The organism is Mesorhizobium sp. M0045, from assembly GCF_040323385.1.
In the GTDB taxonomy this organism is placed as follows: Bacteria; Pseudomonadota; Alphaproteobacteria; order Rhizobiales; family Rhizobiaceae; genus Mesorhizobium.
In genome coordinates this window covers 83856-107508 of the sequence record NZ_JAMYUY010000004.1, presented here as the reverse complement: position 1 = coordinate 107508, position 23653 = coordinate 83856, and the positions used below count along the sequence as shown (strand labels likewise).

At 63.4% G+C, this 23653-nt stretch carries 21 protein-coding genes; 16 read left to right on the top strand and 5 right to left on the bottom strand.

The features are described from left to right. Positions 1-42: 42 nt before the first annotated feature. On the bottom strand, positions 43-1017 hold the full coding sequence (locus tag NKJ72_RS07840) for a sugar-binding transcriptional regulator (RefSeq protein WP_023676028.1): 975 nt from the start codon (positions 1015-1017) through the stop codon (positions 43-45). A 226-nt stretch (positions 1018-1243) separates the two neighbouring features. Here NKJ72_RS07840 and NKJ72_RS07835 point away from each other — a divergent pair, with 226 nt between their 5' ends. The 7 genes from NKJ72_RS07835 to NKJ72_RS07805 all read left to right on the top strand — a co-directional run bounded on the left by NKJ72_RS07835 (position 1244) and on the right by NKJ72_RS07805 (position 9228). Further along, a complete protein-coding gene (locus NKJ72_RS07835) occupies positions 1244-2287 on the top strand; it encodes a substrate-binding domain-containing protein (RefSeq protein WP_352476537.1) in 1044 nt (347 codons plus the stop codon). A 36-nt stretch (positions 2288-2323) separates the two neighbouring features. Beyond that, positions 2324-3592, top strand: a complete 1269-nt coding sequence (locus tag NKJ72_RS07830) for an ABC transporter substrate-binding protein (protein ID WP_352476536.1) — start codon at positions 2324-2326, stop codon at positions 3590-3592. Positions 3593-3669: 77 nt separating this feature from the next. After that, a complete protein-coding gene (locus NKJ72_RS07825) occupies positions 3670-4515 on the top strand; it encodes a carbohydrate ABC transporter permease (RefSeq protein ID WP_352476535.1) in 846 nt (281 codons plus the stop codon). Next, positions 4512-5354, top strand: a complete 843-nt coding sequence (locus NKJ72_RS07820; RefSeq protein WP_352476534.1) for a carbohydrate ABC transporter permease — start codon at positions 4512-4514, stop codon at positions 5352-5354. The genes NKJ72_RS07825 and NKJ72_RS07820 overlap by 4 nt, the downstream gene beginning before the upstream one ends. Before the next feature lie 21 nt (positions 5355-5375). Then, positions 5376-6416: an ABC transporter ATP-binding protein gene (locus NKJ72_RS07815; protein ID WP_352476533.1), complete on the top strand. Its 1041-nt coding sequence runs from the start codon at positions 5376-5378 to the stop codon at positions 6414-6416. A 34-nt stretch (positions 6417-6450) separates the two neighbouring features. Then, positions 6451-7731 carry an amylo-alpha-1,6-glucosidase gene (locus tag NKJ72_RS07810; protein ID WP_352476532.1) on the top strand — a complete coding sequence of 427 codons (1281 nt, stop codon included), beginning with the start codon at positions 6451-6453 and terminating at the stop codon, positions 7729-7731. An 81-nt stretch (positions 7732-7812) separates the two neighbouring features. After that, positions 7813-9228, top strand: coding sequence for an FAD-binding oxidoreductase (locus NKJ72_RS07805; RefSeq protein ID WP_352476531.1), 1416 nt, complete (start codon positions 7813-7815; stop codon positions 9226-9228). Between the two features lie 35 nt (positions 9229-9263). On the opposite strand, the gene NKJ72_RS07800 is transcribed toward NKJ72_RS07805, so the two are convergent. The 3 genes from NKJ72_RS07800 to NKJ72_RS07790 form a co-directional block, all read right to left on the bottom strand. Beyond that, positions 9264-10193, bottom strand: coding sequence for a pseudouridine-5'-phosphate glycosidase (locus tag NKJ72_RS07800; RefSeq protein ID WP_352476530.1), 930 nt, complete (start codon positions 10191-10193; stop codon positions 9264-9266). Positions 10194-10205: 12 nt separating this feature from the next. Further along, positions 10206-11315, bottom strand: a complete 1110-nt coding sequence (locus NKJ72_RS07795; RefSeq protein WP_352476529.1) for a carbohydrate kinase — start codon at positions 11313-11315, stop codon at positions 10206-10208. A gap of 231 nt (positions 11316-11546) precedes the next feature. Continuing rightward, the gene (locus NKJ72_RS07790) at positions 11547-12395 is read right to left on the bottom strand and encodes a MurR/RpiR family transcriptional regulator (RefSeq protein ID WP_352476528.1); all 849 of its coding nucleotides are present in this window, start codon (positions 12393-12395) and stop codon (positions 11547-11549) included. Positions 12396-12581: 186 nt separating this feature from the next. Between NKJ72_RS07790 and murA the strand changes: the two genes are divergently transcribed. The 9 genes from murA to NKJ72_RS07745 all read left to right on the top strand — a co-directional run bounded on the left by murA (position 12582) and on the right by NKJ72_RS07745 (position 23206). Next, entirely contained in the window at positions 12582-13838 is a 1257-nt protein-coding gene (gene murA / locus NKJ72_RS07785; protein ID WP_352476527.1) for a UDP-N-acetylglucosamine 1-carboxyvinyltransferase, read from the top strand. Further along, positions 13835-14725, top strand: coding sequence for a glucosamine kinase nucleotide-binding domain-containing protein (locus NKJ72_RS07780; RefSeq protein ID WP_352476526.1), 891 nt, complete (start codon positions 13835-13837; stop codon positions 14723-14725). The genes murA and NKJ72_RS07780 overlap by 4 nt, the downstream gene beginning before the upstream one ends. Before the next feature lie 169 nt (positions 14726-14894). Further along, positions 14895-15800 carry an N-acetylmuramic acid 6-phosphate etherase gene (gene murQ / locus NKJ72_RS07775; protein ID WP_502900490.1) on the top strand — a complete coding sequence of 302 codons (906 nt, stop codon included), beginning with the start codon at positions 14895-14897 and terminating at the stop codon, positions 15798-15800. 99 nt (positions 15801-15899) lie between these two features. After that, positions 15900-17420 (top strand): ABC transporter substrate-binding protein, encoded by a 1521-nt coding sequence (locus NKJ72_RS07770; RefSeq protein WP_352476524.1) that lies wholly within the window; start codon positions 15900-15902, stop codon positions 17418-17420. 34 nt (positions 17421-17454) lie between these two features. Beyond that, positions 17455-18414, top strand: a complete 960-nt coding sequence (locus tag NKJ72_RS07765; protein WP_352476523.1) for an ABC transporter permease — start codon at positions 17455-17457, stop codon at positions 18412-18414. After that, positions 18414-19253 (top strand): ABC transporter permease, encoded by an 840-nt coding sequence (locus tag NKJ72_RS07760; protein WP_352476522.1) that lies wholly within the window; start codon positions 18414-18416, stop codon positions 19251-19253. Before NKJ72_RS07765 ends, NKJ72_RS07760 begins: the two co-directional genes overlap by 1 nt. Continuing rightward, positions 19250-20998: an ABC transporter ATP-binding protein gene (locus NKJ72_RS07755; RefSeq protein ID WP_352476521.1), complete on the top strand. Its 1749-nt coding sequence runs from the start codon at positions 19250-19252 to the stop codon at positions 20996-20998. The genes NKJ72_RS07760 and NKJ72_RS07755 overlap by 4 nt, the downstream gene beginning before the upstream one ends. 70 nt (positions 20999-21068) lie before the next feature. After that, positions 21069-22070, top strand: a complete 1002-nt coding sequence (locus tag NKJ72_RS07750; RefSeq protein WP_352476520.1) for a serine hydrolase domain-containing protein — start codon at positions 21069-21071, stop codon at positions 22068-22070. A gap of 5 nt (positions 22071-22075) precedes the next feature. Next, the gene (locus tag NKJ72_RS07745; protein WP_352476519.1) at positions 22076-23206 is read left to right on the top strand and encodes an anhydro-N-acetylmuramic acid kinase; all 1131 of its coding nucleotides are present in this window, start codon (positions 22076-22078) and stop codon (positions 23204-23206) included. Here the strand turns inward: NKJ72_RS07745 and NKJ72_RS07740 are convergent. Next, the gene (locus NKJ72_RS07740; protein WP_352476518.1) at positions 23203-23634 is read right to left on the bottom strand and encodes a GNAT family N-acetyltransferase; all 432 of its coding nucleotides are present in this window, start codon (positions 23632-23634) and stop codon (positions 23203-23205) included. The two genes, NKJ72_RS07745 and NKJ72_RS07740, sit on opposite strands and share 4 nt — an antisense overlap. Positions 23635-23653: the final 19 nt, after the last annotated feature.

The window sequence follows — 23653 nt, the reverse complement described above, 5'->3', positions numbered from 1 at the left end:
CTCTTCTCCTCCACAGGGTAGTTTCAACGAAATGGTTGCCGGCTACCCGACCGGCGTCTGTTCCACGAGCGATCGCGCCGTCCGCTCGTCGGTTATCAAGCCTTTGAGATAGCGGCCCTCCAGCACTGATTTGATGGCACGAACCTTCACCTTGCCGCCGGCCACGGCGACAATCCTGCGGTTGCTGATGTCTTCGCGCGCCAGCGCCAGCGCCCGGTCGGAAAGCGTCGTCGCAACGGCCTTTCCGGCGTCGTCGAAGAAATGCCCGAGCAGTTCGCCGACGCCGCCATTACGGCGGATCTCCTCCATCTCGCCCTTCTCGATCATACCGGTGGCGACAAGCGAGGCCTCACGCTCGGCGGTGCCGATGCCGGCGATAAGCAAGTCGGCGGACTTGGCGAGGTCGAAGACATCGCTGACGCCCTTCTGCCCGAGCAACACGGTTCGATCCTCGACCGTGTTGGCGAACATCGGTACGGGCATCACATAGGCCTCCGCACCGGTCCGTTCGGCGACGCGGTGGATGACGTCATGCGGATTGGCCGAGAACTTGCGCGTCAGGCCGCCAAGCAGCGAGACGAAACGGATCCGGCCGGCCGATATGCGCGGCAGATACTCCACGCAGGCGGCAAGCGTGCGGCCGTGGCCGACGCCGATCAGCGCCTCTTCGCCGCGTTCGATCTCGCGCTTGAGAAACTGCGCGCCGGCGATGCCGAGCGCCTTGAGCGGCAGGTCTTCGGCATCGAAGTCCGGAACTACCTCGCAATAGTCGAGGCCGTAGCGGCCGGACAACTCGTCCTCAAGCTCCACGCATTCGGAGACTTCGCCGTCGATATAGACTTTGACCAGGCCTTCCTGATTGGCCTTGGTGATCAGGCGATGCGCCTTGAGGCTGGTCAGGCCGAGCCGCTTGGCGACCTCCGACTGGGTCAGGCCGCCGGCATAGTGAAGCCAGGCGGCACGGGCTGCCATACCTGTCTCATCGTCGCGCAGCAGGCCGTTGCCAAAACCAACCATTTCCGCCCTTTGATATTTTTATCAGTTGCTGCAAAATTTTTCACAAGGCGTCGCCCGAGTCAAGCAACCGCTGCGTTTAAATCGCCGACCAGGAGCTTGCGGGCCGGGGTCGATAGGGCCGCGCTACCCAACGGGCAAGAAATCACACCAACCGCGCGCCATTTAAAACGTTTGCAATTTCGCTTGAAGTGATTACAAACGTTTCAAACTTCGTTCGGGAGGAACGATGCCGGCCCGCGTTACCACCCTCAAGGAACTTGCTGCGCAGCTCGGCCTGTCAATCACCACCGTTTCGCGGGCCCTTGCCGGCCACGAGCAGATCGCCTTGAAAACGCGCCAACGTGTCACCGAGGCCGCGCGCCTGGCCGGCTATGTGCCGAATACCGCAGCCCGCACGCTGGTCTCCGGCCGCAGCGGCTTTGTCGGCATGGTGCTGCCGATCCGCGGCCCCAATCTGGTCGATTCCTTCCTCGGCGAATTCGTCACAGGGCTCGGCGAAGGGCTGGTTTCGCACGGCTCCGACCTGATCCTGGCCGCAGCGGCGCAGGGCCAGTCGGAACTTTCCGTGCTTCGCCATGTCGTCGAATCGGGCCGCGCCGACGGGGTCATCGTCACCCGTATCGCCGAGGTCGACGAGCGGCTTGCCTATTTGCGCCAACGCAATTTCCCGTTCGTCGCGCATGGCAGGCTGCTCGACGGCGACTTTGCCTACCATTGGCTCGATACCGATGGCGCGCATGCTTTCGGCGAAGCCTTCGACATGCTCTACAACCTCGGACACCGGCATTTCGGCCTGGTGACGATTTCCGAGCCGATGACGTTTCGCCATCTTAGGCAGGATGGGCTCGCCGCCGCGATCGCCCGCCGGGGCGATCCGTCGGTCAGGCTCGATGTGGCGACGGCGCCGCGTTTCGATCGCGGTGCCCGCATCCAGGCGATCAACCGGCTGCTGCACGCTGCCGAGCGGCCGACGGCCATTGTCGCGCTGTTCGACGAGCTGGCGCTGACGGTCATGGAAGAGGCAGGGCGCGCCGGACTTGCCATTCCTCACGACCTGTCGGTGATCGGCTTCGACAACATAGCCGCCTCCGCCTATGCGCCGCCGGGGCTGACCACTTTCGACGCCTCGATCCGCCAGTGCGCGCGCGAGATCGGCGAGATGCTGCTGACCGTCATCGGCGACAGGCCGACCACGCCGCTGACGCGGCTGGTGCGGCCGATACTTGTCTCGCGGGCAAGCCATGGCCCGACACCTACAGGACGGAACTGACGCCTTAGCGGCGCACAACCAGGGAGGAAGATGACGATGAATGCGTTGAGGACATTGGCAGGTGCGGTGCTGGCGTTGTGGCTTGCTGCTGGCGCAGCACAAGCCCAGCAAGTGTTGTTCTGGTCGACACAGGCGCGACCAGTGGAAGAGACACAGAAGATGCGCAGCGAAGTGCTGAAGGGGTTTGACGGCCAGGTCGACTATCAGGTCGCCGAGGACGGGCCCTGGCTCACCCGCCTTCAGGCCGAACTGCAGGCCGGCTCCGGCACCATAGGCGTGCTCGGCGGCCTGCACGGAGACTTCTCCACCGTCGGCGCGAACCTTGTCGATCTGTCCGGCGTCGATCTCGGTGGCGTCAAGGTCAACGAGACCTACAAGAAGCTCGGCATGCTCGGCACCGGCGAGCAGAAGTACCTGCCATGGATGCAGGCCACCTTTCTGATGGCGGCCAACAAACAGGCGCTGCAATATCTGCCGGCCGGCACCGATCTCAACACCATCACTTATGACCAACTGATCGAGTGGGCGAAAAACATCGCGGAAAAGACTGGTTCACCCAAGTTCGGTTTTCCGGCCGGCCCGAAAGGGCTGAAGCATCGTTTCTTCGAGGGTTTTCTCCTTCCGTCTTATACCGGTTCGATGGTGACCAAGTTCCGCTCGGCGGAGGCCGAGACGGCGTGGAACAAATTCAAGGAGTTGTGGCAGTACACCAACCCGAATTCGACCAACTATGCCTTCATGCAGGAGCCGCTGCTGACCGGCGAAGTCTGGGTGGCATTCGACCACGTGGCGCGGCTTGCCGACGCCTTTAACCAGAAACCCAATGACTTCGTCGCCTTTCCGGCGCCGGCTGGCCCGGCAGGCCGCGGCTACATGCCGGTGGTGGCCGGTGTCGCTATCCCGAAGACCTCGCCTGACATGGACAAGGCCAAGGCGCTGGTCGCCTATATGCTGAAACCGGAAACCCAGATCGCGACGCTGAAGGCGACAAACTTCTTCCCCATCGTCGACGTCAAGCTGCCCGACGACATGCCGGCCTCGGTGAAGGCTTTCAGCCCAGTGATCGCCACCATGACAGCAGCTCCCGATGCGTTGCCGGCGCTGCTGCCGATGGGACTTGGCGGCCTCAGCGGCAAGTTCAATCAGATCTACACCGACAGCTTCGAGCGCATCGTGCTCGGCGGCGAGGATGTGCACGACGTGCTCGACGAACAGGCGACGGCGCTGAAAGCGATCATCGAACAGGCGAAGGCGCCGTGCTGGGCGCCCGACAAGCCATCGCAAGGCGCCTGCCCGGTCGATTAGGAATCCTCCCTGGGCGTCCGGATTTCCAGCGCGCCGGGCGCCCACCCTTTTTTCAAGCGTCGAATAGAGAGCGCTCCATGCACGGCAAGGCCCTTCCCTATCTGCTGCTGATGCCGGCGACGCTGTTCCTCTGCGTCTTCTTCCTCTACCCGTTCGCGCTGGTCGCCTTCGAGGCGTTCACCCGCGACGGCGGTTTTACGCTCGACAATTTCCGCACCATGGCGGGCAGCTGGAAGTTTCCGGTCACTGTCCGCAATACGCTGCTGCTGAGCGCCATCGTCGTGCCGATCCAACTGGTGATGGCGCTGCTGATGGCAACGGTGGTGTCGCGGCTTGAAACCGGGCGCAGCACCGCGCTTTACATCTTCGCTATTCCGCTCGGCATCTCCGATCTCGCCGCCGGGCTGATCTGGCTCGCCATCTTCGACCAGTCCGGCTTCCTGAACACCTTGCTCTCCAATCTCGGCGTCATCCACAGGCCGGTTATGTTCCTCGGCTATCAGAGCAAGCTGACGATCTTCATCGCCGTGGCGCTGGCCGAGATCTGGCGCGCGACCGCCATCATGATGGTCATTCTAGTCGCCGGCATGGGGCTGATCCCCCGGGAATACTACGAGGCGGCGGAGGTTTTTGGCGCTAGCCCGTGGAAGCGCTTCATCAAGATCACGCTGCCTCTGCTGCGCCCAAGCCTGCAGACGGCGATCATCCTGCGCGTCATCCTTGCCTTTGAAGTCTTTGCCGTGGTTGCAGCACTCGGCGGCACCAATCTGCCGGTGCTGATGGGCGAGACCTACAATTGGCAGTTCACGCTGCAGGACCGCAATGTCGCCGCCGCCATGGCGCTGTTCATCCTCGCCATCTCGATCGGTTTCACGCTGTTCTTCCTGCGGGTGCTGCGTGTGCCGAAGGAGGCGCGGATATGAGCACGGTCGCGGAACTCTCGATCGCCGCGCCTGAGGCCCGCAAAGCCGGTAACTGGTTGCTGGTCGCCACCGTCATCCTGCTTTGCGTCTGGGTGCTGCTGCCGATCTATCTGTTGATCGTCAACGCGCTGTCGTCGCCGGAAGAGGTGACCGCCTTTCCCAAGCGCTTCTTCCCGTCATTCGATTTCGGCAGCCTTTCTTTCTTCATCAATTTCGCCGGCGTCGCCAAGGCGCTGTGGAACTCCGTTCTCGTCGCCACGCTGACGATGCTCCTCTCGATCGGTTTCGGCGCACCCGCGGGCTACGCGCTGTCGCGCTTCGAATTCCGGGGCAAGGAAACGTTCCGTTTCCTCGTGCTGATGACCCGCGCCTTCCCGCTGCCGCTGCTGGCGCTACCGCTGGCGGTGATGTTCATCCGCACCGGCCTCGACGATACCGCGATCGGGCTGGCGCTGGTCCACACCACGCTGGCGCTGCCGTTTGCCGTGCTGATTACCTTCTCGCTGTTCTCCGGCATCCCAGTCGAGCTGGAGGAAGCTGCCTGGACACTCGGCTGCACGAGATTGCAGGCATTCCGAAAAGTCATTCTGCCGCTGGCGCTGCCGGGCATCGCGGCGTCGGCGGTGTTTGCCTTCACCATCTCCTGGAACGAGGTGTTTGCCGCCGCCGTGCTCACCATCGAGAACCGGACGCTGACCGCCTTCCTGCTGCAGAGCCTTGGCGAATCGCCGCTCTACCTCAAATTCGCCGGCGGTGCTGCCTTGGTTATCCCGGCGCTGATCTTCATCTTCGCCGTCCGCAAATATCTGTTCGCCATGTGGGGGATCGCCAACCGATGACGCGCACAAAAGAGAACGCCGATGGCTGAGATCGTCATCAAGCAGGTGGCAAAACGTTTCGGCGGCTTCACCGCGCTGCATTCGATCGACCTGACCATCGCCGACCAGGAATTCATGGTGCTGCTTGGCGCCTCGGGCTGCGGCAAGACCACGCTGCTGAGGATCGTCGCCGGGCTGGAAACGCCAAGCCAGGGCGAAGTCTGGATCGGCGGCCGTCGCGTCGACCATCTGCCGCCGCGCGACCGCGGCATCGCCATGGTGTTCCAGAATTACGCGGTCTTTCCGCACCTGACGGTATTCGAGAACATCGCCTTCGGCCTGCGCATGAAGAAGCTGCCGCAGCAGGAGGTCGACGGGCGCGTCAACCGCACCGCGGAGCTCATGCATATCGAGCAACTTTTGAAGCGCTATTCGGGCCAGCTTTCCGGCGGCCAGCGCCAGCGTGTGGCCGTCGCCCGCGCGCTCGCCATGGAGCCCGATGTGATCCTGATGGACGAGCCGCTGTCGAACCTCGACGCGCTGCTCAGGCTCGAAATGCGCGCCGAGCTCAAGGGCGTGCTGGCGGCGTCCAAGACCACCACCATCTACGTTACCCACGACCAGGTCGAGGCGATGAGCCTCGCCGACCGCATCGCCGTCATGCATCAAGGCCGTATCGTCCAGGCCGCCTCGCCAGTCGAGGTCTATCGTAATCCGGCCGCCCGCTTCGTCGGCTCCTTCATCGGCAACCCGCCGATGAATTTCATCCCGGCGACGAAGACGGCGAACGGCAGTTGGACCGTCGCCGGCCTGACGCTGCCCGGCCCCAAATCGGACAAGCAGACGATAGAGTTCGCCATTCGCCCCGAGGATGTGGACGCCGGCAACGAAGGTATTAACGCCACCGTGCGCGTCGTCGAGCCGCTCGGACCGCACACGCTGGCCACCTGCGACGTCGAGGGCGGCCTGTTTCGCGCCATCCTCGAATCGAATGCCACGGTCGCCGTCGGCGATCACTTGCGGCTTTCGCCCAAACCCGATCGCATCCGCTGGTTCGATCCCGAAACCACGAACGCCCTTTGATCCTCCCTTCGATCCTGAAAGTACGAACGCCCCGATGATATCTCTTGCTGTCGACGAAACCATCGCCCGCGCCGTCGAGGTGCTCAGGGAAAATGACCAAGGCACCTATACCATACCGACCAAGGGCCTCTACCCGTTCCAGTGGAATTGGGATTCCTGCCTGACCGCCCTCGGTCTTGCCCACTATGACGAGGCCCGAGCCTGGACCGAGATCGACACGCTGTTCGCTCACCAGTGGCCGGACGGCATGGTGCCGCACATCGTCTTCCACGTCTGGAGCGACGGCTATTTCCCCGGGCCGGAGGTCTGGCGAACGGACCGCCCGACCGCCACCTCGGGCATCACCCAGCCGGCAGTCGCCGGCTTTGCCGTGCGCCGCCTGTTCGATCAGGCCAAGGACAAGAAACTGGCGGCCGAGCGCGCCCGCGCGCTGCTGCCGAAGATCGACGCTTGGCACCGCTGGTTCTACGAAAATCGCGACCCGAACGGCGAAGGGCTGGTCGCCATAATTCACCCATGGGAGTCCGGCCGCGACAACTCGATCGACTGGGACGAGGCGTTCGAGCGCGTGCCGACCGAAGGCGTCGAGCCCTACACCCGCCGCGACATCCTGCACGCCGACCCTGCGCATCGACCGACCAGGGCCCAGTACGATCGCTATATCTGGCTGCTGCAGCATTTCCGCGAACTTGGTTGGGACAACACCCGGCTGCACGATGCCTCGCCCTTCCAGGTCGTCGATCCCGGCTTCAACGCCATCCTGATCCGTTCCGCCGCCGACCTTGCCGATCTCGCCGAGGCACTTGGCGAAACCGAAATCGCAGAAGCCAACCGCGCCCGTGCCGAAAAGGGGCTTTCAACGATGGAACGGCTGTGGAGCGACACACATGGCCAGTACATTTGTTTCGACCGAGTGGCCGGAAAGCTCGTGGACAGCGCGTCGGTCGGCGGCATTCTGCCGGTGTTTTCGGCCATTCCGGAAAGCCGGGCGGCGGCCATCGCTGCAACGATCGAGCGCATCGCCGGCAAAGCGCGTTACATCGTCCCCTCGCACGATCCTGGCGATGGACGCTTCGACCCAAAGCGCTACTGGCGCGGCCCGGTCTGGCTGGTGGTCAATTACATGATCGCCGACGGCCTTGCCGCCGCCGGCCACAGCCAAATCGCACAACGGATCACGCAATCCAGTCTCGACCTGATCGCCGAGAGCGGTTTTGCCGAATATTACGGTCCCTTCAGCGGCGAGCCGCTCGGCGGCAATCGCTTCACCTGGACCGCGGCGATGGTGATCGAGTTCCTGAAGGCTCGAGGCTGACGGCCGGTCGCGATTGGCAGTCCCGCAAGGTTTGACAACCAGCAGTCCGTGTCTATCGTCGGCCTTTTCCAGGAGCGGCGCATGACGACAACATCCGTGAGCGCTCTGTCCCCGCTGACCGCCGAGCTCCTGTCGCGGCTGGAAAAGCGGCTGGACAGGTCAGCAATCGTCTCGGCCGATGAGGCCGGGCCGCGTTACAGGGAAGACCCCGACGGCAAGACCGGTGCGCGGCCGGAGGTCGTGCTGCGACCGCGCACTGCCGGCGAGGTATCGGACATACTGCGCCTGTGCAATGAAATCGGGCAGAGGCTTGTGATCCAAGGTGGCCGCACCGGTCTTGCGGGCGCGGCGCGCATCCAGCCCGGCGAGGCGGTGCTGTCGCTGGAGCGCATGACGGCGGTCGCGGCGCCCGACCGCGAGGCGGCGACGATCGTCGCCGAGGCCGGCGCGCCGCTGCAAATGGTGCAGGACGCGGCCGATGCGGCCGGCTTGCTTTTCGGCGTCGACATCGGCGCGCGCGGCACGGCCACCGTCGGCGGCAATGTCGCCACCAATGCCGGCGGTATCCGCGTGCTGCGCTACGGCATGTACCGGGCGCAGGTGCTTGGGCTGGAGGCGGTGCTTGCCGACGGCAGTGTGCTCACGTCGCTCAAGGGCTTGCCAAAGGACAATTCCGGCTATGACCTCAACCAGCTCTTCATCGGCAGCGAAGGCACGCTCGGCGTGGTCACGCGCGCCTGCCTGCGGCTGCATCCCAAACCTGCCACCGAGGTCAATGCCTTCTGCGCAGTTCCATCGCTCGATGCGGCGATTGCGCTGCTTGCGCAGCTCCGGCAGAAGCTTGGGCCGTTGCTCTCGGCCTATGATGTGAATTTCGCACCGCTCTATGGCGCCATGATCGCCGGCATGGAGGCGCCGGCGCCGCTGCCGGTCGGCTCACCCGTCTATGTGCTGGCCGAGATACAGGGCAGCGAGCCGGACCGCGACGGCGACCGCTTCGCCGCGGTGCTGATGCAGGCGGTTGAAGATGGCCTGATCGACGACGTCGTCGCCTCGCAATCGCCGCGCGAATTCCGGGCGCTCTGGGCGGTGCGCGAGGAGGCCAACCGTTTTCTGTTTTCGATAGCAGGCCTGATTAGCGTCGATGTCAGCATCCCGCTGGCGAAAATGGCGACTTTCCTGCGCGAGACGGAAGCCGCTATCAAAGCCGTCGACCCGAGCGCCGACATCTACGTCTTCGGCCATCTCGGCGACGGCAACCTGCATTACCAGGTCCGCACCGTGGATCCGGCGGCCGCATACGGGATCATCTACCAGGGTGTGGCCGCGGCTGGCGGCGGCGTCTCGGCCGAGCATGGCATCGGCCTCGACAAGAAGGAATGGCTGCATCTGGTACGCAGCGACGCCGAGATCGCGGCCATGCGCCGCCTGAAAGCGGCCTTCGACCCGAACAACATCCTCAATGCCGGGCGCATCTTCGACCTCGCGCCGGGCTGAAATCGAAGGCACGTAGCGCTGGCCGGGCGCTGTCTCTATCTGGTCGCGGCCTTCAATTCCGCATGCGCAACCGCGATGCGGGCAGCAAGCGCGGCGTTGTTGCGGACAAGCGCGATGTTGGCCTTCAGGCTGCGGCCTTGTGAAAGCTCGTTGATGCGGGCGAGCAGAAACGGCGTCAGTTCCTTGCGCCCGATGCCGCGCTTCTCGGCCTCAGCAACGGCCGCTGCGATCGTGCCGTCGATGAACGCCGGATCGAGCGCGTCCGCTTCGGGAATCGGGTTGGCGACGAGAATGCCGGTGCCGGATTGCATCTCGTCATGCAGCAGCATGGCTCGCGCGACCTCGTCGGGGGTATCGAGGCGATGGTCGGCCTTGAGCCCGCTGGAGCGGGTGTAGAAAGCCGGAAAATCATCGCTCCCATAGGCAATGACCGGCACGCGCTGAGTTTCCAGATATTCCAGCGTCTTCGCAATATCGAGTATCGACTTAACCCCGGCGCAGACGACGGTCGTGCCGGTCTGGCCGAGTTCGGTCAGGTCAGCGGAGATATCGAAAGTGGCTTCGGCGCCGCGATGCACGCCACCGACGCCGCCGGTCGCGAAAATACCGATCCCTGCTAAAGCGGCAATCCGCATCGTCGCCGACACGGTGGTTCCGGCCGAGCCGCCGCGCACCATGATTGCGGCGAGATCGCGCCCGGAAGCCTTGACCACGCCCTTTGCCGCTGCCAGCTCTTCCAGTTCCCGGTCGTCGAGGCCAACCTTGATCTTGCCAGCGACCACTGCGATCGTGGCGGGCACGGCGCCGTTTTCACGCACCACGGTCTCGACACCACGGGCAGTTTCCAGATTGGCCGGATATGGCATGCCGTGGGTGATAATCGTCGATTCCAATGCCACCACCGCGCGGCCCTTATCAAGCGCAGCAGCGACTTCATCGTTCAAATGGACAAGGGAAGGTTTCATATCATCTCGCTTTCAGGCAGGAATGCGGTACATGCCGACGGCAAGGAAGCGCGGCGACAGATCGGGGTGGACGCTGGATTCGCTCTCGGTGGTCAGTGTGGCAAGCAGCGCGCCGGTGCGCACGGCATGAGCGACCGGCTCACCCGAAAGCACCTTGTACAGGGTGCCGGCGATCATCGCGTCACCGGCGCCGGTGATGTCGACGGCCTGCGCCGGGACGGAGCGCATGGCCGTCACACCGCTCTCGGTCGCAACGGCAAATCCATGCGCGCCTGCGGTCACGATCACTTCGGCGGCGCCGGCCGCGCGCAGCCCTGCTGCTGCTCCCTCCGGCGTCAGCCGCTTGTCGGCATCCGTGACGCCGAGCATCGCATTGGCTTCGTCATGATTGGTGAACAGAAGATCGATGCCGGCCAGGTCCTTCGGCAGACGCGCCGACTTCGGCGACGATACCGTGTCGACTGCGAGCCTGAAGCGCGCACCGTGCTTGCGCGAGATCAGCGCTGCGATGGTCGCGGCCGGCAGGTTGCAGTCGATGAACACCCATGTCGCCGAAGCCAGATGCGGCCAGAAACGGTCGAGATAGGACGGCAAAAACAGATCGAAGATCTCCATGTCGGCGATGCCGAGCACGAGATCGTTGTTGCGGTCGAGGATGGCCGCGTATTCGGCCGTGGGCCGCTCCGTGGTGGTGATGACCTGGCTGACATCGGCGCCGAAGTCACGCAAATGCCGCACCAGCGCGCGGCCGGTTTCATCCTCGCCGACGATCGAGACGAAGCTTATGTCGACACCGAGACGGGCAAGGTTTTCGGCGACGTTGCGGGCAACCCCGCCGAAGCTGCGATGGCCGTCGACCGGGTTCGATGTCTCGAAGATCAGATCCTTCTTGGCGTGGTATTTGCGGTCGAGCACCGCGCCGCCGATGCAGACCATACGTTTGGACGCCGGCAAGACATAGCCGCGGCCGAGAATGTAGCCTTTGTTAATGAGTTGCACGATGTGGGCGGCGACCGTCGAGCGGGCAATGCCGAGCGCGGTTGCAATATCCTGCTGGCCGGCAAACGGATTCGCCGCAATGAGGTCGAGAACCGCTTGTTCTTGTGCTCCAAGGTCGTCCATCGTCTCACCTGGCCCGCCAAATTCGACGCTGAACTCGATGTATGAAACAACAGATGATCTTGTCAACATTGGTTTGCCATGGCGGCGTTTGACCAATCGGCGCTCCCGCGGCTCTGCCGGCCGGAGAACGTGTGAGCGCATTGAACAAAGCTACTTCGGAGGACGAAACTTGCTCTTGTCGACGTGCAGCATCAGGGAGGAACAGAGGCCTTAACGCCACGCTGAAGACTGCTAAGCCTTCAGCACCGAGACGGCCAATTCGCTGTTGTGGACATATTCGTTGGCGTCAGGCTGCTTCTGCACAAGCAGGATGAACAGCAGGTCGGTTAGCGTCAGTTGTGCATCACGCGCGGTTATCGATGAAGAGCGCGCGCGCTCTTCATCGGCCATCGTGTGGAGGCGAATGTCGGCAACCCGGCTCAGCGGATTGTCGCGAAGCCCGGTGACGGCGATAACGGTGGTGCCGCGTTTATGTGCGAGTTCAGCTATCCGCAGGGTTTCGATGCTCGCCCCGGAATAGGAGAGCGCGAATAACGCGTCGCCTCGTCCAAGCGTCGAGACATTGGCCATTTGCACATGGCTGTCGCTGTCGTGCAGCACGTTGCGGCCGAGCTTCATCAGCTTGTATGAGAAATCGCGCGCCACCAGAGAGGATGCGCCGACGCCTGCCAAATGAATGCGGCGCGCACCGTTCAACGCTTCGAGGGCCTTGCCGATTTCATGCTCGGTGTTGGCCGCGACCGTCTGTTGCATCGACAAAAGCTTGCTGCCGATCAGCTTGCGCAGGATGACCGGATAGCTGTCGCCGACCTCGATCGAACCGTGGATCATGCCGGCCGGCACGTGCCATTCCTGCGACTTGGCCTCGCTGACGGCGAGCTTGAGCTCCTGATAGCTGGAATAGCCGAGCTTCTGGCTGAACTTGACGACGCTCGACTGGCTGCGGCCGATCTCGGCGGCAAGCGCCTCCGTCGACAGGCGCAGCATCTGGTCGGGATTATCGACGATATACCGACCGATCTCGCGGTCACCGGGCGCCATGATTTCGAGCTTGGCCTCGATTTTCTTCAGGATGGACATGCGTTCACCTGTTGCCAGTCACGGACAATGCCAAACCAAGGAATAAATTATTCCGTCTCTGATTGACAGCGAAGAATGAACCATCAAATCTCGACTGGTGCGGTTGTGCCCCAGCCTTCTGGCATGTCGACGATTCGGCCATGAAAGATCGTAGACACACCGACAGCTCGGGATTAGGTCAGAGCCATGGACAAATTGCGGATCGTCGGCGGGCACAGGCTTGAGGGCGCGGTGACGATCTCCGGCGCCAAGAACGCGGCCTTGCCGCAAATAGCGGCGGCGTTGCTCAGCCCTTATCCGCTGCAACTGACCAACCTGCCTGCGGTGACCGACGTCGAAAACATGCTTGGCGTCGTCAGGCTCCATGGCGCCCAGGTCACCAGATCGGCACACGCCGCAACGATCAACACCAGTGCTGCCGTCTCCAAGGAGACAACCTACGATACCGTCAGGCGTATGCGCGCGACAGTGCTGGTGCTCGGCCCGCTGCTTGCCCGCTTCGGCCATGCCATGGTTTCGCTGCCCGGCGGCTGCGCGATCGGCGCACGGCCGGTCGACATGCATGTCGCCGCACTTGCCGCACTTGGCGCCGACATTGCGATCGAAAACGGGCTGATCGTCGCGTCCGCGCCGGGCGGACTAAAAGGCGCGCGTATCGTTTTGAGCTCACCATCGGTCGGCGCGACCGAAACAGCGATGATGGCAGCGACGACTGCAAAGGGCGAAACCGAGATCCTCAATGCGGCGCGCGAACCGGAGGTGGCCGACCTTGCTGCCTGCTTGATCGCCATGGGCGCGCGGATCGAGGGCGCCGGCACGCACCGTATCCTGATCGCGGGCAGCACAGGCTGGCGCGCCGCCACGCACGACATCATCCCGGACCGGATAGAGGCCGGCACCTATGCCGTCGCGGCGGCTATCACCGGCGGTCAGCTCGAGCTGACCCACGCGCGGCTCGAGCACATGGCATCCGTCATCCAGCTGCTCGAAACAGCCGGTGTGAAAATCTGGCCGGGCGACCGCGGGCTGATCGTATCGAGAGACGGGCCGCTCAAAGCCGTCGATGTGACGACGGAGCCCTATCCGGGCTTTCCGACCGATCTCCAAGCGCAGTTCATGGCGTTGATGTGCTGTGCCGAGGGCGCTTCGCTGTTGCGTGAGACGATCTTCGAGAACCGCTTCATGCATGTGCCTGAACTGATGCGGCTCGGCGCCAACATCAAGCTGCAAGGCACCATGGCGCTGGTGCGCGGAGGCGAGAAGCTGAAGGGCGCGCAAGTGATGGCCACCGACCTGCGCGCCTCCGTCTCGCTGGTGCTGGCAGCGCTGGTGTCCCAGGGCGAGACGACGATCAACCGCGTCTATCATCTCGATCGCGGCTATGAGCAGCTGGACCGCAAGCTCCGGCTTTGCGGCGCCCAGATCGAGCGGATAAGTGGATGAGTGCCGGCGCGGCGTCTTCGCATTATTTCCTGGGCGTCGATGGCGGCGGAACCGGCTGTCGGGCGCGTATCGAAGACGAGGCGGGAACCGTGCTCGGGCAAGGTCTCTCAGGTCCGGCGACAACGCGGCTCGGTATAGAGGCGGCCTGGGCCTCCGTTGCCAAAGCCTTTGGTGCTGCGATCAAAGAGGCAGGGTTCACGGCGACGAAAATCGCCAGGATCCGTGCCGGCGTCGGTCTTGCCGGCATCGGCCGCAAGGGGTCGCTTGAGGCGTTTCGTGCGATCTCCCATCCCTTTGCAAGTCTCGACTTCGTCAGCGACGGCGTCGCGGCTTGCCTGGGCGCGCATTCGGGCCAGGACGGCGCCATCGTCATAGCCGGGACCGGTTCGATCGGGCTCGGCTTTGTCGAAGGGCGCGACCTGCGTGTCGGCGGCTACGGTTTTCCGATTTCCGACGAGGGAAGCGGCGCCGATCTAGGGTTGAAAGCGGTACAGTTCGCCTTGCGCGCCCATGACGGCCGGCACGAGCGGACCGCGCTGGTGGCCGAGGTGATGCAGCGCTTCAAGGACGACCCGTTCGAGGCGGTGGCCTGGATGGACCGCGCCAGTGCGACGGATTATGCCGCCATGGCGCCGATGGTGATCCGCCATGCCGACCAGGGCGATCCGGCCGGTCGGCGGATCGTGCAAGGCGCTGCCGAGCAGATCGACACCTTCGTGCGGGTGCTGTTCGAAAAAGGCGCGCCGCGGGTTACGTTGCTCGGAGGGTTGTCCAGCCCGCTGGAGCCATGGCTCGCTCCCGACGTCCGCCGACGGCTGAAGCCGGCCGACGGCGATGCGGTTTCGGGAGCCATAATCCTGGCCAGAAAGTCGCTTTGCGGCGAGTAACGCGCAACTCAAAGAGGAATATTTTATTCCTACAATCCGTTGACACCGGGAATACCGAATTCTAAAAAGTTAACTAAGCAGAAACAAGACAGCCGGTCGCCTGCCCGGCACGGCATCGCGTTCCCGCTCACGGCAGATTGAAAGTAAGCAAGTGGTCGAACACGGGTTGATGTCGGAGTTGGAGCGGCTGGTTTCCGAGGACCGCAACCCGAGAACCATCGACATCGACCTGTTGCCGACCATTGAGGTGCTGCGCAAGATCAATGACGAAGATAAAGGCGTTGCGGCCGCCGTCGAGAAGGTCATTCCTGAGATTGCTGCTGCCGTGGACCGGATCGTGAGCGCGTTCCAGAAGGGTGCGCGCCTTGTCTATGTGGGCGCTGGCACCAGCGGCCGGCTCGGCGTCCTCGACGCCTCGGAATGTCCACCGACCTTCGGCGTACCCGAGGACATGGTGGTGGGCCTGATCGCCGGCGGCGACGACGCGCTGGTGCGCTCCGCGGAAGGCGCCGAGGATGACCCGAAACAGGGTGTAAAGGCATTGCAGGACATCAAGCTGACCGCCGACGATGTGGTGGTCGGCATCGCTGTCAGCGGGCGCACGCCTTATGTCATCGGCGGCCTGACCTATGCCAAGCAGGTGGGAGCGACCACCGTGGCGCTGTCCTGCAATCCGCGATCGACCATTGCCGGCATAGCCGACATTGCCATCTCTCCGGTGGTCGGCCCGGAGGTTCTCACCGGCTCGACCCGACTGAAATCGGGAACCGCGCAAAAGCTGGTGCTCAACATGCTGTCTACCGCCAGCATGATCCGCATCGGCAAGAGCTATCAGAACCTGATGGTTGACCTCAATCCAAGCAACAAGAAGCTTGTCGCCCGGGCGGTCAGGATCGTGATGCAGACGACCGGCTGCGCGGCACAGCAGGCACGACAGGCACTCGACCAGACCGGCAATGATGTAAAACTGGCAATCCTGGTGACGATCACCGGCATGGGCGTCGAGGAAGCACGTAAGGCGCTTGCCAACGCGGGAGGTTTCCTGCGCAAGGCGATAGGCGAAAAGACGGTGTAAGACCGCATGGATACTGGGCCGATGTTCGGGGACGTGTGTCCCTTTGAAGCGGTCCGGGGAACTGCAAGGCATCAGGTTTAACAATAATGGGAGACGACAATGGTACGGCACATTGGCAAGAAACTGCTTTCCGGCATGGCCCTCGCGGCAATGGTTGGCATCGCCGCGCTACCGGCGCAGGCGAGTGCGGCGACGCTGCATATGGCGTGGTCGCAGGACGCCACCGGTCTTGATCCGCACAAGCAGACGGCATTCTCCTCACTGCGGCTGCTGGAACTGATCTATGAGCCACTGGTGCGGCTCGACGCAAACCTGCAAATCACGCCCGCGATTGCCGATTCATGGCAGTTCTCGCCGGACGGCAAGGAGCTGAGTTTCAAACTCAATCCGAAAGCAAAATTCCAGAACGGCGCCGCCGTGACCTCGGCCGATGTCAAGGCATCGTTCGAGCGCATACTCGACGAGAAGACCGGCGCGGCCGCGCGTGCCAACTTTCTCTCGATCGCCAGCATCGACACACCCGATCCAGCCACCGTCGTGTTCCACCTCTCGCAGCCGGATGTGCCGATCCTGACGGCGATGAGCGACGTCAACGCCGCGATCGTCCCGGCAAGCGAAATCACGGCCGGCTCGATCGGCACGACGACGATCGGCTCGGGTCCGTTCAAGTTGGAAAAGTGGGATCCGAATTCCAAGGAAGTGCTTGTCGCCAACAAGGATTGGGCGGGCGGCACGACCGGCGTCGACGGCATCGAGATCAGCGTGCTGCCGGACGAGACGGCGATCCTGGCGGCGATGCGCAGCAAGCAGATCGAATTTGCCCTGCTCAACGATCCGCTTGTCGCCACGCTTGTGCCCAAGGAAGCCAGTCTGCAGTTGAACCGTGTGCCGGTGCTTGCCTATCACGTGCTGCAGCTCAATCCTTCCCGCAAGCCGATGACCGAACTCAAGGTGCGTCAGGCGATTTCCTGCGCCATCGACCGGCAGGAAGTGCTGGACACCGCCTCGCTCGGTGAAGGCAAAGTCACCGGCCCGCTGACTATCCCGGCGCTGGCGACCGATCCGAGCCAGTTGTTCTGCTATAAGCGCGACGTCGAGAAAGCCAAGCAGCTGATGGCCGAAGCGGGCTACGCCGACGGTTTTTCGGCGACCGTGATCGGCGCCACCGGCGAGCCGCCGACAGCGGCGGCGGAAGCCCAGGTCATCCAGTCGCAACTCGCAGAAATCGGCGTCAAGCTCGACATCAAAATGATGGAGCTCAACGTCTATGTCGATGCCTGGCTGAAGGGCGATTTCGACATGGCCATCGCCCTGAACGGCGGCAGGGCCGATCCCTACACTATGTACAACCGTTACTGGACCAAGACGGGCAATCTGCAGAAGGTCGCGAACTATATCGACGATACGCTGGACAGTCTTATGCAGAAGGGCCGCAGCGAGACCGACCCGGCAGCGCGCAAGGCGATCTTCGCCGACTTCGAGAAGCACATCACTGAGATGTCGCCCTGGATCTGGCTCTACACGTCCTACAGCTACACCGCACAGCAGAAGAATATCGCAGGATTCGAACCGGTGCCGACAGGCTCGCTGTTCAGCCTCGCCAAGGTGACGATCCAGTAGCTGCTTTGGTGCCAGACGAGAGGGTATTCTTCGCGTGAACTATCTGATGCGGCGACTGGCAACCTTCCCTCTCGTCCTGCTTGGCGTGTCCATCGTCGTGTTCCTGGCGATCAGGATGGTTCCGGGCGATTCGATCACGGCAATGCTGGGGACCGAAGCCGGCCTGCTGACGCCGCAGCAGCGCGATGCGCTTGCAGCTTATTTCGGCATCGACCAGCCCTGGTTCATCCAGTACTGGCGCTGGCTGCTTGGTCTTGTCCAAGGTAATCTCGGCATTTCGTCCACCTATGGCAGGCCGGTGCTCGACGTCATCCTCGAGCGTTTCCCGCTAACGTTGGAGCTCGCCCTGCTTTCGATGGTCATCGCCCTGGTTGTCGGCATGCCGGCCGGGATTTTTGCCGCCACCCATAATGAAAAGCTGTCCGACCTCGGCGTGCGCGTTGTCGCAATGATCGGGCAGTCGACGCCGAACTTTGTCCTTGCCCTGCTGATCATCTACACGCTGTCGGCGGGGTTTGGCGTTTTGCCGGCGATGGGTGAGTTTTCGCCGCTGTGGCAGGATCCGCTGCGCAATCTCGGCCAGCTGTTGCTGCCTGCGGTCACGCTTGGATTTGCCTTCGCGGCTTCGGTGACCCGCATATCGCGTTCGGCGATGCTCGATGTGCTCAGCGACGACTATGTCAGGACGGCGCGCAGCAAAGGCGTTTCGGCGCGCGGCGTCATCTGGGGGCATGCTTTGCCCAACGCGCTCATCCCGGTCGTGACGCTGAGCGGCATAGAGTTCGGCTATCTGCTGGGCGGGGCAGTCATCGTCGAGCAGATATTTGCGCTGCCCGGTCTCGGCCGTATGGTGCTGGATGCCATCCTGCAGCGCGACTACGCGCTGGTGCAGGGAAGCGTGCTGTTCATCGCCTTCAACTTCATGATCGTCAATCTCCTCGTCGACCTCGCCTATGTCGCGCTCGACCCGCGTATCCGGCTAAGCGAGCACTGATGGCGACATTGCGGGCTATATTTGCGCATCCCAGCGGCCGCATCGGCGGTGCCATCGTTGCGCTTTATCTGCTGCTTGCCGTGCTTGGCATGCTGGGGCTGACGCCGCACGATCCGCTGACGCAGCACCGGGTCGAGCGACTGCATGCGCCTGACGGCACCTACCTGATGGGCACGGACCTGTTCGGCCGCGATGTCGCAAGTCGGCTGATGACCGGGATCGGCCAGTCCTTCATCGTGGCCTTCTTTTCGGTCGCCTTCGCGACACTGGCCGGCACCGTGCTCGGGCTGGCGGCAGCCTGGTTCGGGCGCCGCTGGGACGGCCTGGTGATGCGCATCATGGACGTTGTGCTGGCGTTCCCGGCGATCCTGCTGGCGCTGCTGATCGTCGCGGTTGCTGGACCGGGAACCTCGACCAGCGTCATTGCCATTGCCATCGTCTACACGCCGATCTTCACGCGCGTCGTGCGAGGTCCGGCTCTGTCGCTCAAGGCGCGCGAGTTCGTCGACGCGGCCCGCACGTTCGGCAGCAGTGCGGGCTATATCGTAACACGCCATCTGCTGCTCAATCTGGTGGCGCCACTGACGGTTCAGGTGACGCTGGCGCTGGCCTGGGCACTGCTGACCGAGGCCGGCTTAAGCTTCCTCGGGCTCGGCACGCAGCCGCCCGCCGCCTCGCTCGGCCTGATGCTGAGCGACAGCCGCAATCTGATGGAGACAGCTCCCTGGCTGATGATCTTCCCGGGCGTGGCGATCATGATCAGCATCCTCGGCTTTAACCTGCTCGGCGATGCGTTGCGTGATGTCCTCGATCCGAAGATGCGGAGATCGATCGCATGATCCCGCTGCTGTCCGTCAGCGGATTGCGCGTCGGCTTCGGCCGCAACCCGAAAGCCAATGAGGTTGTGCGCGGCGTCAGCTTCGATCTCGCCGACGGCGAAACATTGGCAATCGTCGGCGAAAGCGGCTCGGGCAAATCGGTCACGGCGCTGTCGATCAATCGCCTTGTCGATTATGGCGGCGGCCGCATCACCGCAGGCTCGATCACGCTGAAGCGGGTCGACAACAGCATTTTCGACCTGACCGCCGCGGACGAGCCGCAACTGACGAAGATCCGCGGCGGTGAAATCGGCATGATCTTCCAGGAGCCGATGAGCTCGCTCAATCCGGTGCTGACCATCGGCAGGCAGATCGAGGAATCGTTTCGCCTGCATCGCGGCCTGACCGGCCGGCAAGCGACGGCGGCGGCCAAGAACGCGCTCGACCGCGTGCGTATTCCCGACGCTGCACGGCGACTGAAATACACGCCCAACCAGCTTTCGGGAGGCATGTTGCAGCGGGTGATGATCGCCATGGCGCTCGCTTGCAACCCGCGCCTGCTCATTGCCGACGAACCAACGACGGCGCTGGATGTTACGGTGCAGGCGCAGATCATGGCGCTGCTCGCCGAATTGAAGCAGGAAACCGGGATGTCGATGATCTTCATCACCCACGACATCGGTCTGGTTGCAGGCATCGCTGACAAGGTCATGGTGATGCAAAGCGGAGAAGCTGTCGAGCAGGGCGCGCTGAACCAGATATTGGACAATCCGCAGCATCCCTATACGCGGCATCTGCTTCATGCGGTGCCGCATTTCGCCGGCGGCAGTGCCGCACGCAAAGACGTGCAACGCGAAACGCAAAAAGCTGCCGAGCCGGCGCTGAAGGTCAATGGGCTCGTGGTGCGGTTTCCGGTCAAGGCTGGGTTTTTCAGCCGTGTCAGCGGTGCCGTGCACGCAGTGGACGGGGTGGATTTCGAGCTAATGCCAGGCGAGACATTGGCGGTCGTCGGCGAGAGCGGTTCCGGAAAGTCCACCACCGCCCGCGCGATTCTGGGGCTGGTGCGCCCGACGCACGGCACAATTTCGGCCAGCACGCGCAAGGCCGTCGCCGGGCAGAGCGCCCTGCCCGTGCAGATGGTGTTCCAGAATCCCTATGGCTCGCTCAATCCCAGACTCACCATCGAAAGCATCCTCGCAGAGCCGGTGATCGCTACCGGCGGACGGATAACTGCTGAAACGCGGGCGAAAATGGCCGCGCTGCTGAAACGAGTCGGCCTTCCGGAAAACAGCCTGCAGCGCTATCCGCACGAATTCTCCGGCGGCCAGCGGCAACGCCTGTGCATCGCTCGCGCGCTGATGCTCAATCCTTCGGTTGTTGTCCTCGACGAAGCGGTTTCGGCGCTCGATGTATCGGTGCAGGCCAGGGTGTTGGAGCTTTTGATCGAGCTGCAGCGTGAATTCGGGCTGGCCTACCTGTTCATCTCGCATGACATGGCTGTCGTCGAGCGGATTGCCCATCGCATCGCGGTCATCTATGCCGGCCAGATCGTCGAGATCGGCGATGCCAGATCGGTGCTCTCGGAGCCGAAGCACTCCTATACCAAACAGCTTATCGCGGCCGTTCCCTCCATAGACCGGCGGCATGAACGTTTCGAGCTCGACACGCGCCAGGTCCCCTCGCTCGTGCGTCCGCTGGGATTTGAGCCGGGCCCGGCCAATTGGCAGCAATTCGGGCCGGATCATAGGGCACGGGTGGAAGCGTGATGATTGTCGCTCGAAAGCATGCAGAGTCAGACGGACAGCCCCCTCGCTGCTTTTCAGACGGAGGCCGCAATTGATCGACCATGATCTCTTCGACCGCGCATTCGCCCCGCTCGAAGCGGCCGTGGCTGCGTCGCGCATTCCGGGCGGCGTGCTCGGCATGGTCGACTGGGACGGTCAACGCATCGTCCGGGCAATCGGCTCAGCCCAAGTCGTGCCGAAAATACGGCCGATGCATATCGAAACATGGTTCGACCTGGCGTCGCTGACCAAAGTCATTTTTACGACGCCGCGCATCCTGGCACTGGCGGAGGAAGGCGTCATCGACCTCGACGCGCCGCTGATTTCGGTCCTGCCCGACCTTCGCCAATATGACGAAAAAGCCTGGGAACGGAAGGTGACGTTTCGCCAGTGTCTCGGTCATCAGACGCCGTTTCCCGCCGTCGCGCCAATCTACACCTATGGCCGCGATCCCGAGCTGTTGCGCGCCTTTGTCCTGCAGCGCGAGTGGCAGGCCGGGGAGCCGGTCTATTCCGATATCAACTTCATGCTGCTCGGCTTTGTCCTGGAGCGCCTGTCCGGCAAGACCATTCGCGACATGGATCCCGGTCCGGGCTTCGCGTTCTCCACCGAACCGGATCGCGCGGCGGCCACGGAAGACTGCACATGGCGCCATCGTGTTCTCTGCGGCGAGGTCCACGACGACAATTGCTCGGCATTGCAAGGGGCCGGTCACGCCGGGCTGTTCGGAACGGCGGCCGCGATCCTCGATTTTGCGCTAGGGCTGCTGGACGGGAGCGGCGCATCCGAGCGTTCAATAGCGCTGATGCGCACGCCCGTGTCGGCAACCCGCACCCATGGCTGGGAGCGGCCTTACGAAGGCTGGTCCGGCGGCCGGCTGTGCAGCCCCGGCACAATTGGCCATACCGGCTTCACCGGCACCGGGCTTTGGGTCGACTTCGACAAAGGCAGAGCATGGACCTTGCTCACCAACCGGATCCATCCGACACGTCATTTCAACAGCGGGATCGCAGCGCTAAGGCAATCGATCGGCGATCTCGTCAACGGAGCCTGACAAGCATGATTGCGAAAAATGGCGAACCAATGTGGGCTGTCGGCCTGATGACCGGCACCGTGCTGGACGGCAATATCGACGTCGCGCTGATCAAGACCGACGGCGAACGGATCGCGGATTTCGGCACCTACACGCTGGCACCCTACCCCAGATCGATCCGCAGCCTGTTGGAGGAGACGTTGCGCCAGGCCAGGATCTGGAATTTCACCGGACCGGAACCGGCGATTTTTCGTGAGGCAGAGGAGGCACTGACGCGCGCCCAATCCGCCGCGGTGAGGGATCTTGTCGAAAGTCACGGCCTGACCATGGCCGATATCGGCGTCGTCGGCTTCCATGGCCAGACCGTGCTGCACCGTGCCCCGCAAGTGGGCCGACTGGGCCAGACCCGCCAGCTCGGCGACGGCGAGCTGATGCATGCCATCCTGGGCACCAAGGTCGCCTATGACTTCCGCTCGGCCGACATGCGCGCCGGCGGCCAGGGTGCGCCGCTCTCGGCCGCCTATCACGCCGCGCTACTGCGCGAGGCAGACGCCAGCGGCGACACGGCGGTGCTTAATCTCGGCGGCGTCGCCAACATCACCTGGTGGGACGGCATGGACAATATTGTTGCCTTCGACACCGGGCCCGCCAACGCACCGCTGAACGACTTCATCAAATCGAAGGGTCTTGGCGAAATGGACCGCGACGGCGCGCTGGCCCGCGCCGGGACGGTCGACGAGTCACGGCTGGCCAAGCTCCTGCAGCACCCGTATTTGACCAAGCCTTACCCGAAATCGCTGGACCGTTTCGATTTCGACGCCTCGATGGCGGACGGGATGAATGCCGAGGATGGCGCAGCACTGCTGACGGCCTTCACCGCGGCCGCGGTCGGCAAAGGGCTCGATCTTCTGCCGCGCCGGCCGAAGCGGCTGGTGGTCAGCGGCGGCGGGCGCCACAATCCAACGATCATGGCCATGCTTGCCAGCCGCGCCGGTGTCGAGGCCGTGCCGGCCGAGGCGATGGGCTGGAAGGGCGATGCGGTGGAGGCGGAGTGTTTTGCCTTCCTGGCAGTGCGCGTGCTTAGGGGCTTGCCGATCAGCTTCCCCAGCACGACCGGCGTGCCGCAGCCGATGCGCGGAGGGCGGCTCGCCGGCTAATCGTGCTTCAGGTTCTTCTGTAAGAAGATGCGGCTGCGGCCGATGGGAAAGTCGGCGAGCGCACCGAACGGCCGGTAGCCGTGGCGCTCATAGGCCTTGGCCGCCTTGGGATTGAACGTGTCGATCCAGGCGCCGTGACAGTCGCGCGCGATCGCCTCCCTCTCGGCCGCCTCGAGCATCCTGCCGGCCATGCCGTGGCCGCGCAGTTTTTCATCGACCCAGAGCCATTGCACATAGAGCCAGCCCCAGGCGGTGTATCCCGAGATGCCGGCGACAATAACGCCGTGCTCATCGCGCACGAACACGGCCAATGCCTTCCTGCGGGAGGCGCCGACATCGCTGTCGTTGAACGCAGCAAGCCGCTCTCCGAGAAAAGCCAGCTCGTGCGGCAAGGGATCGGCGGTTATCTCAAGCGTTGTATCGTCCATCCACCAAGCATCTATCGAT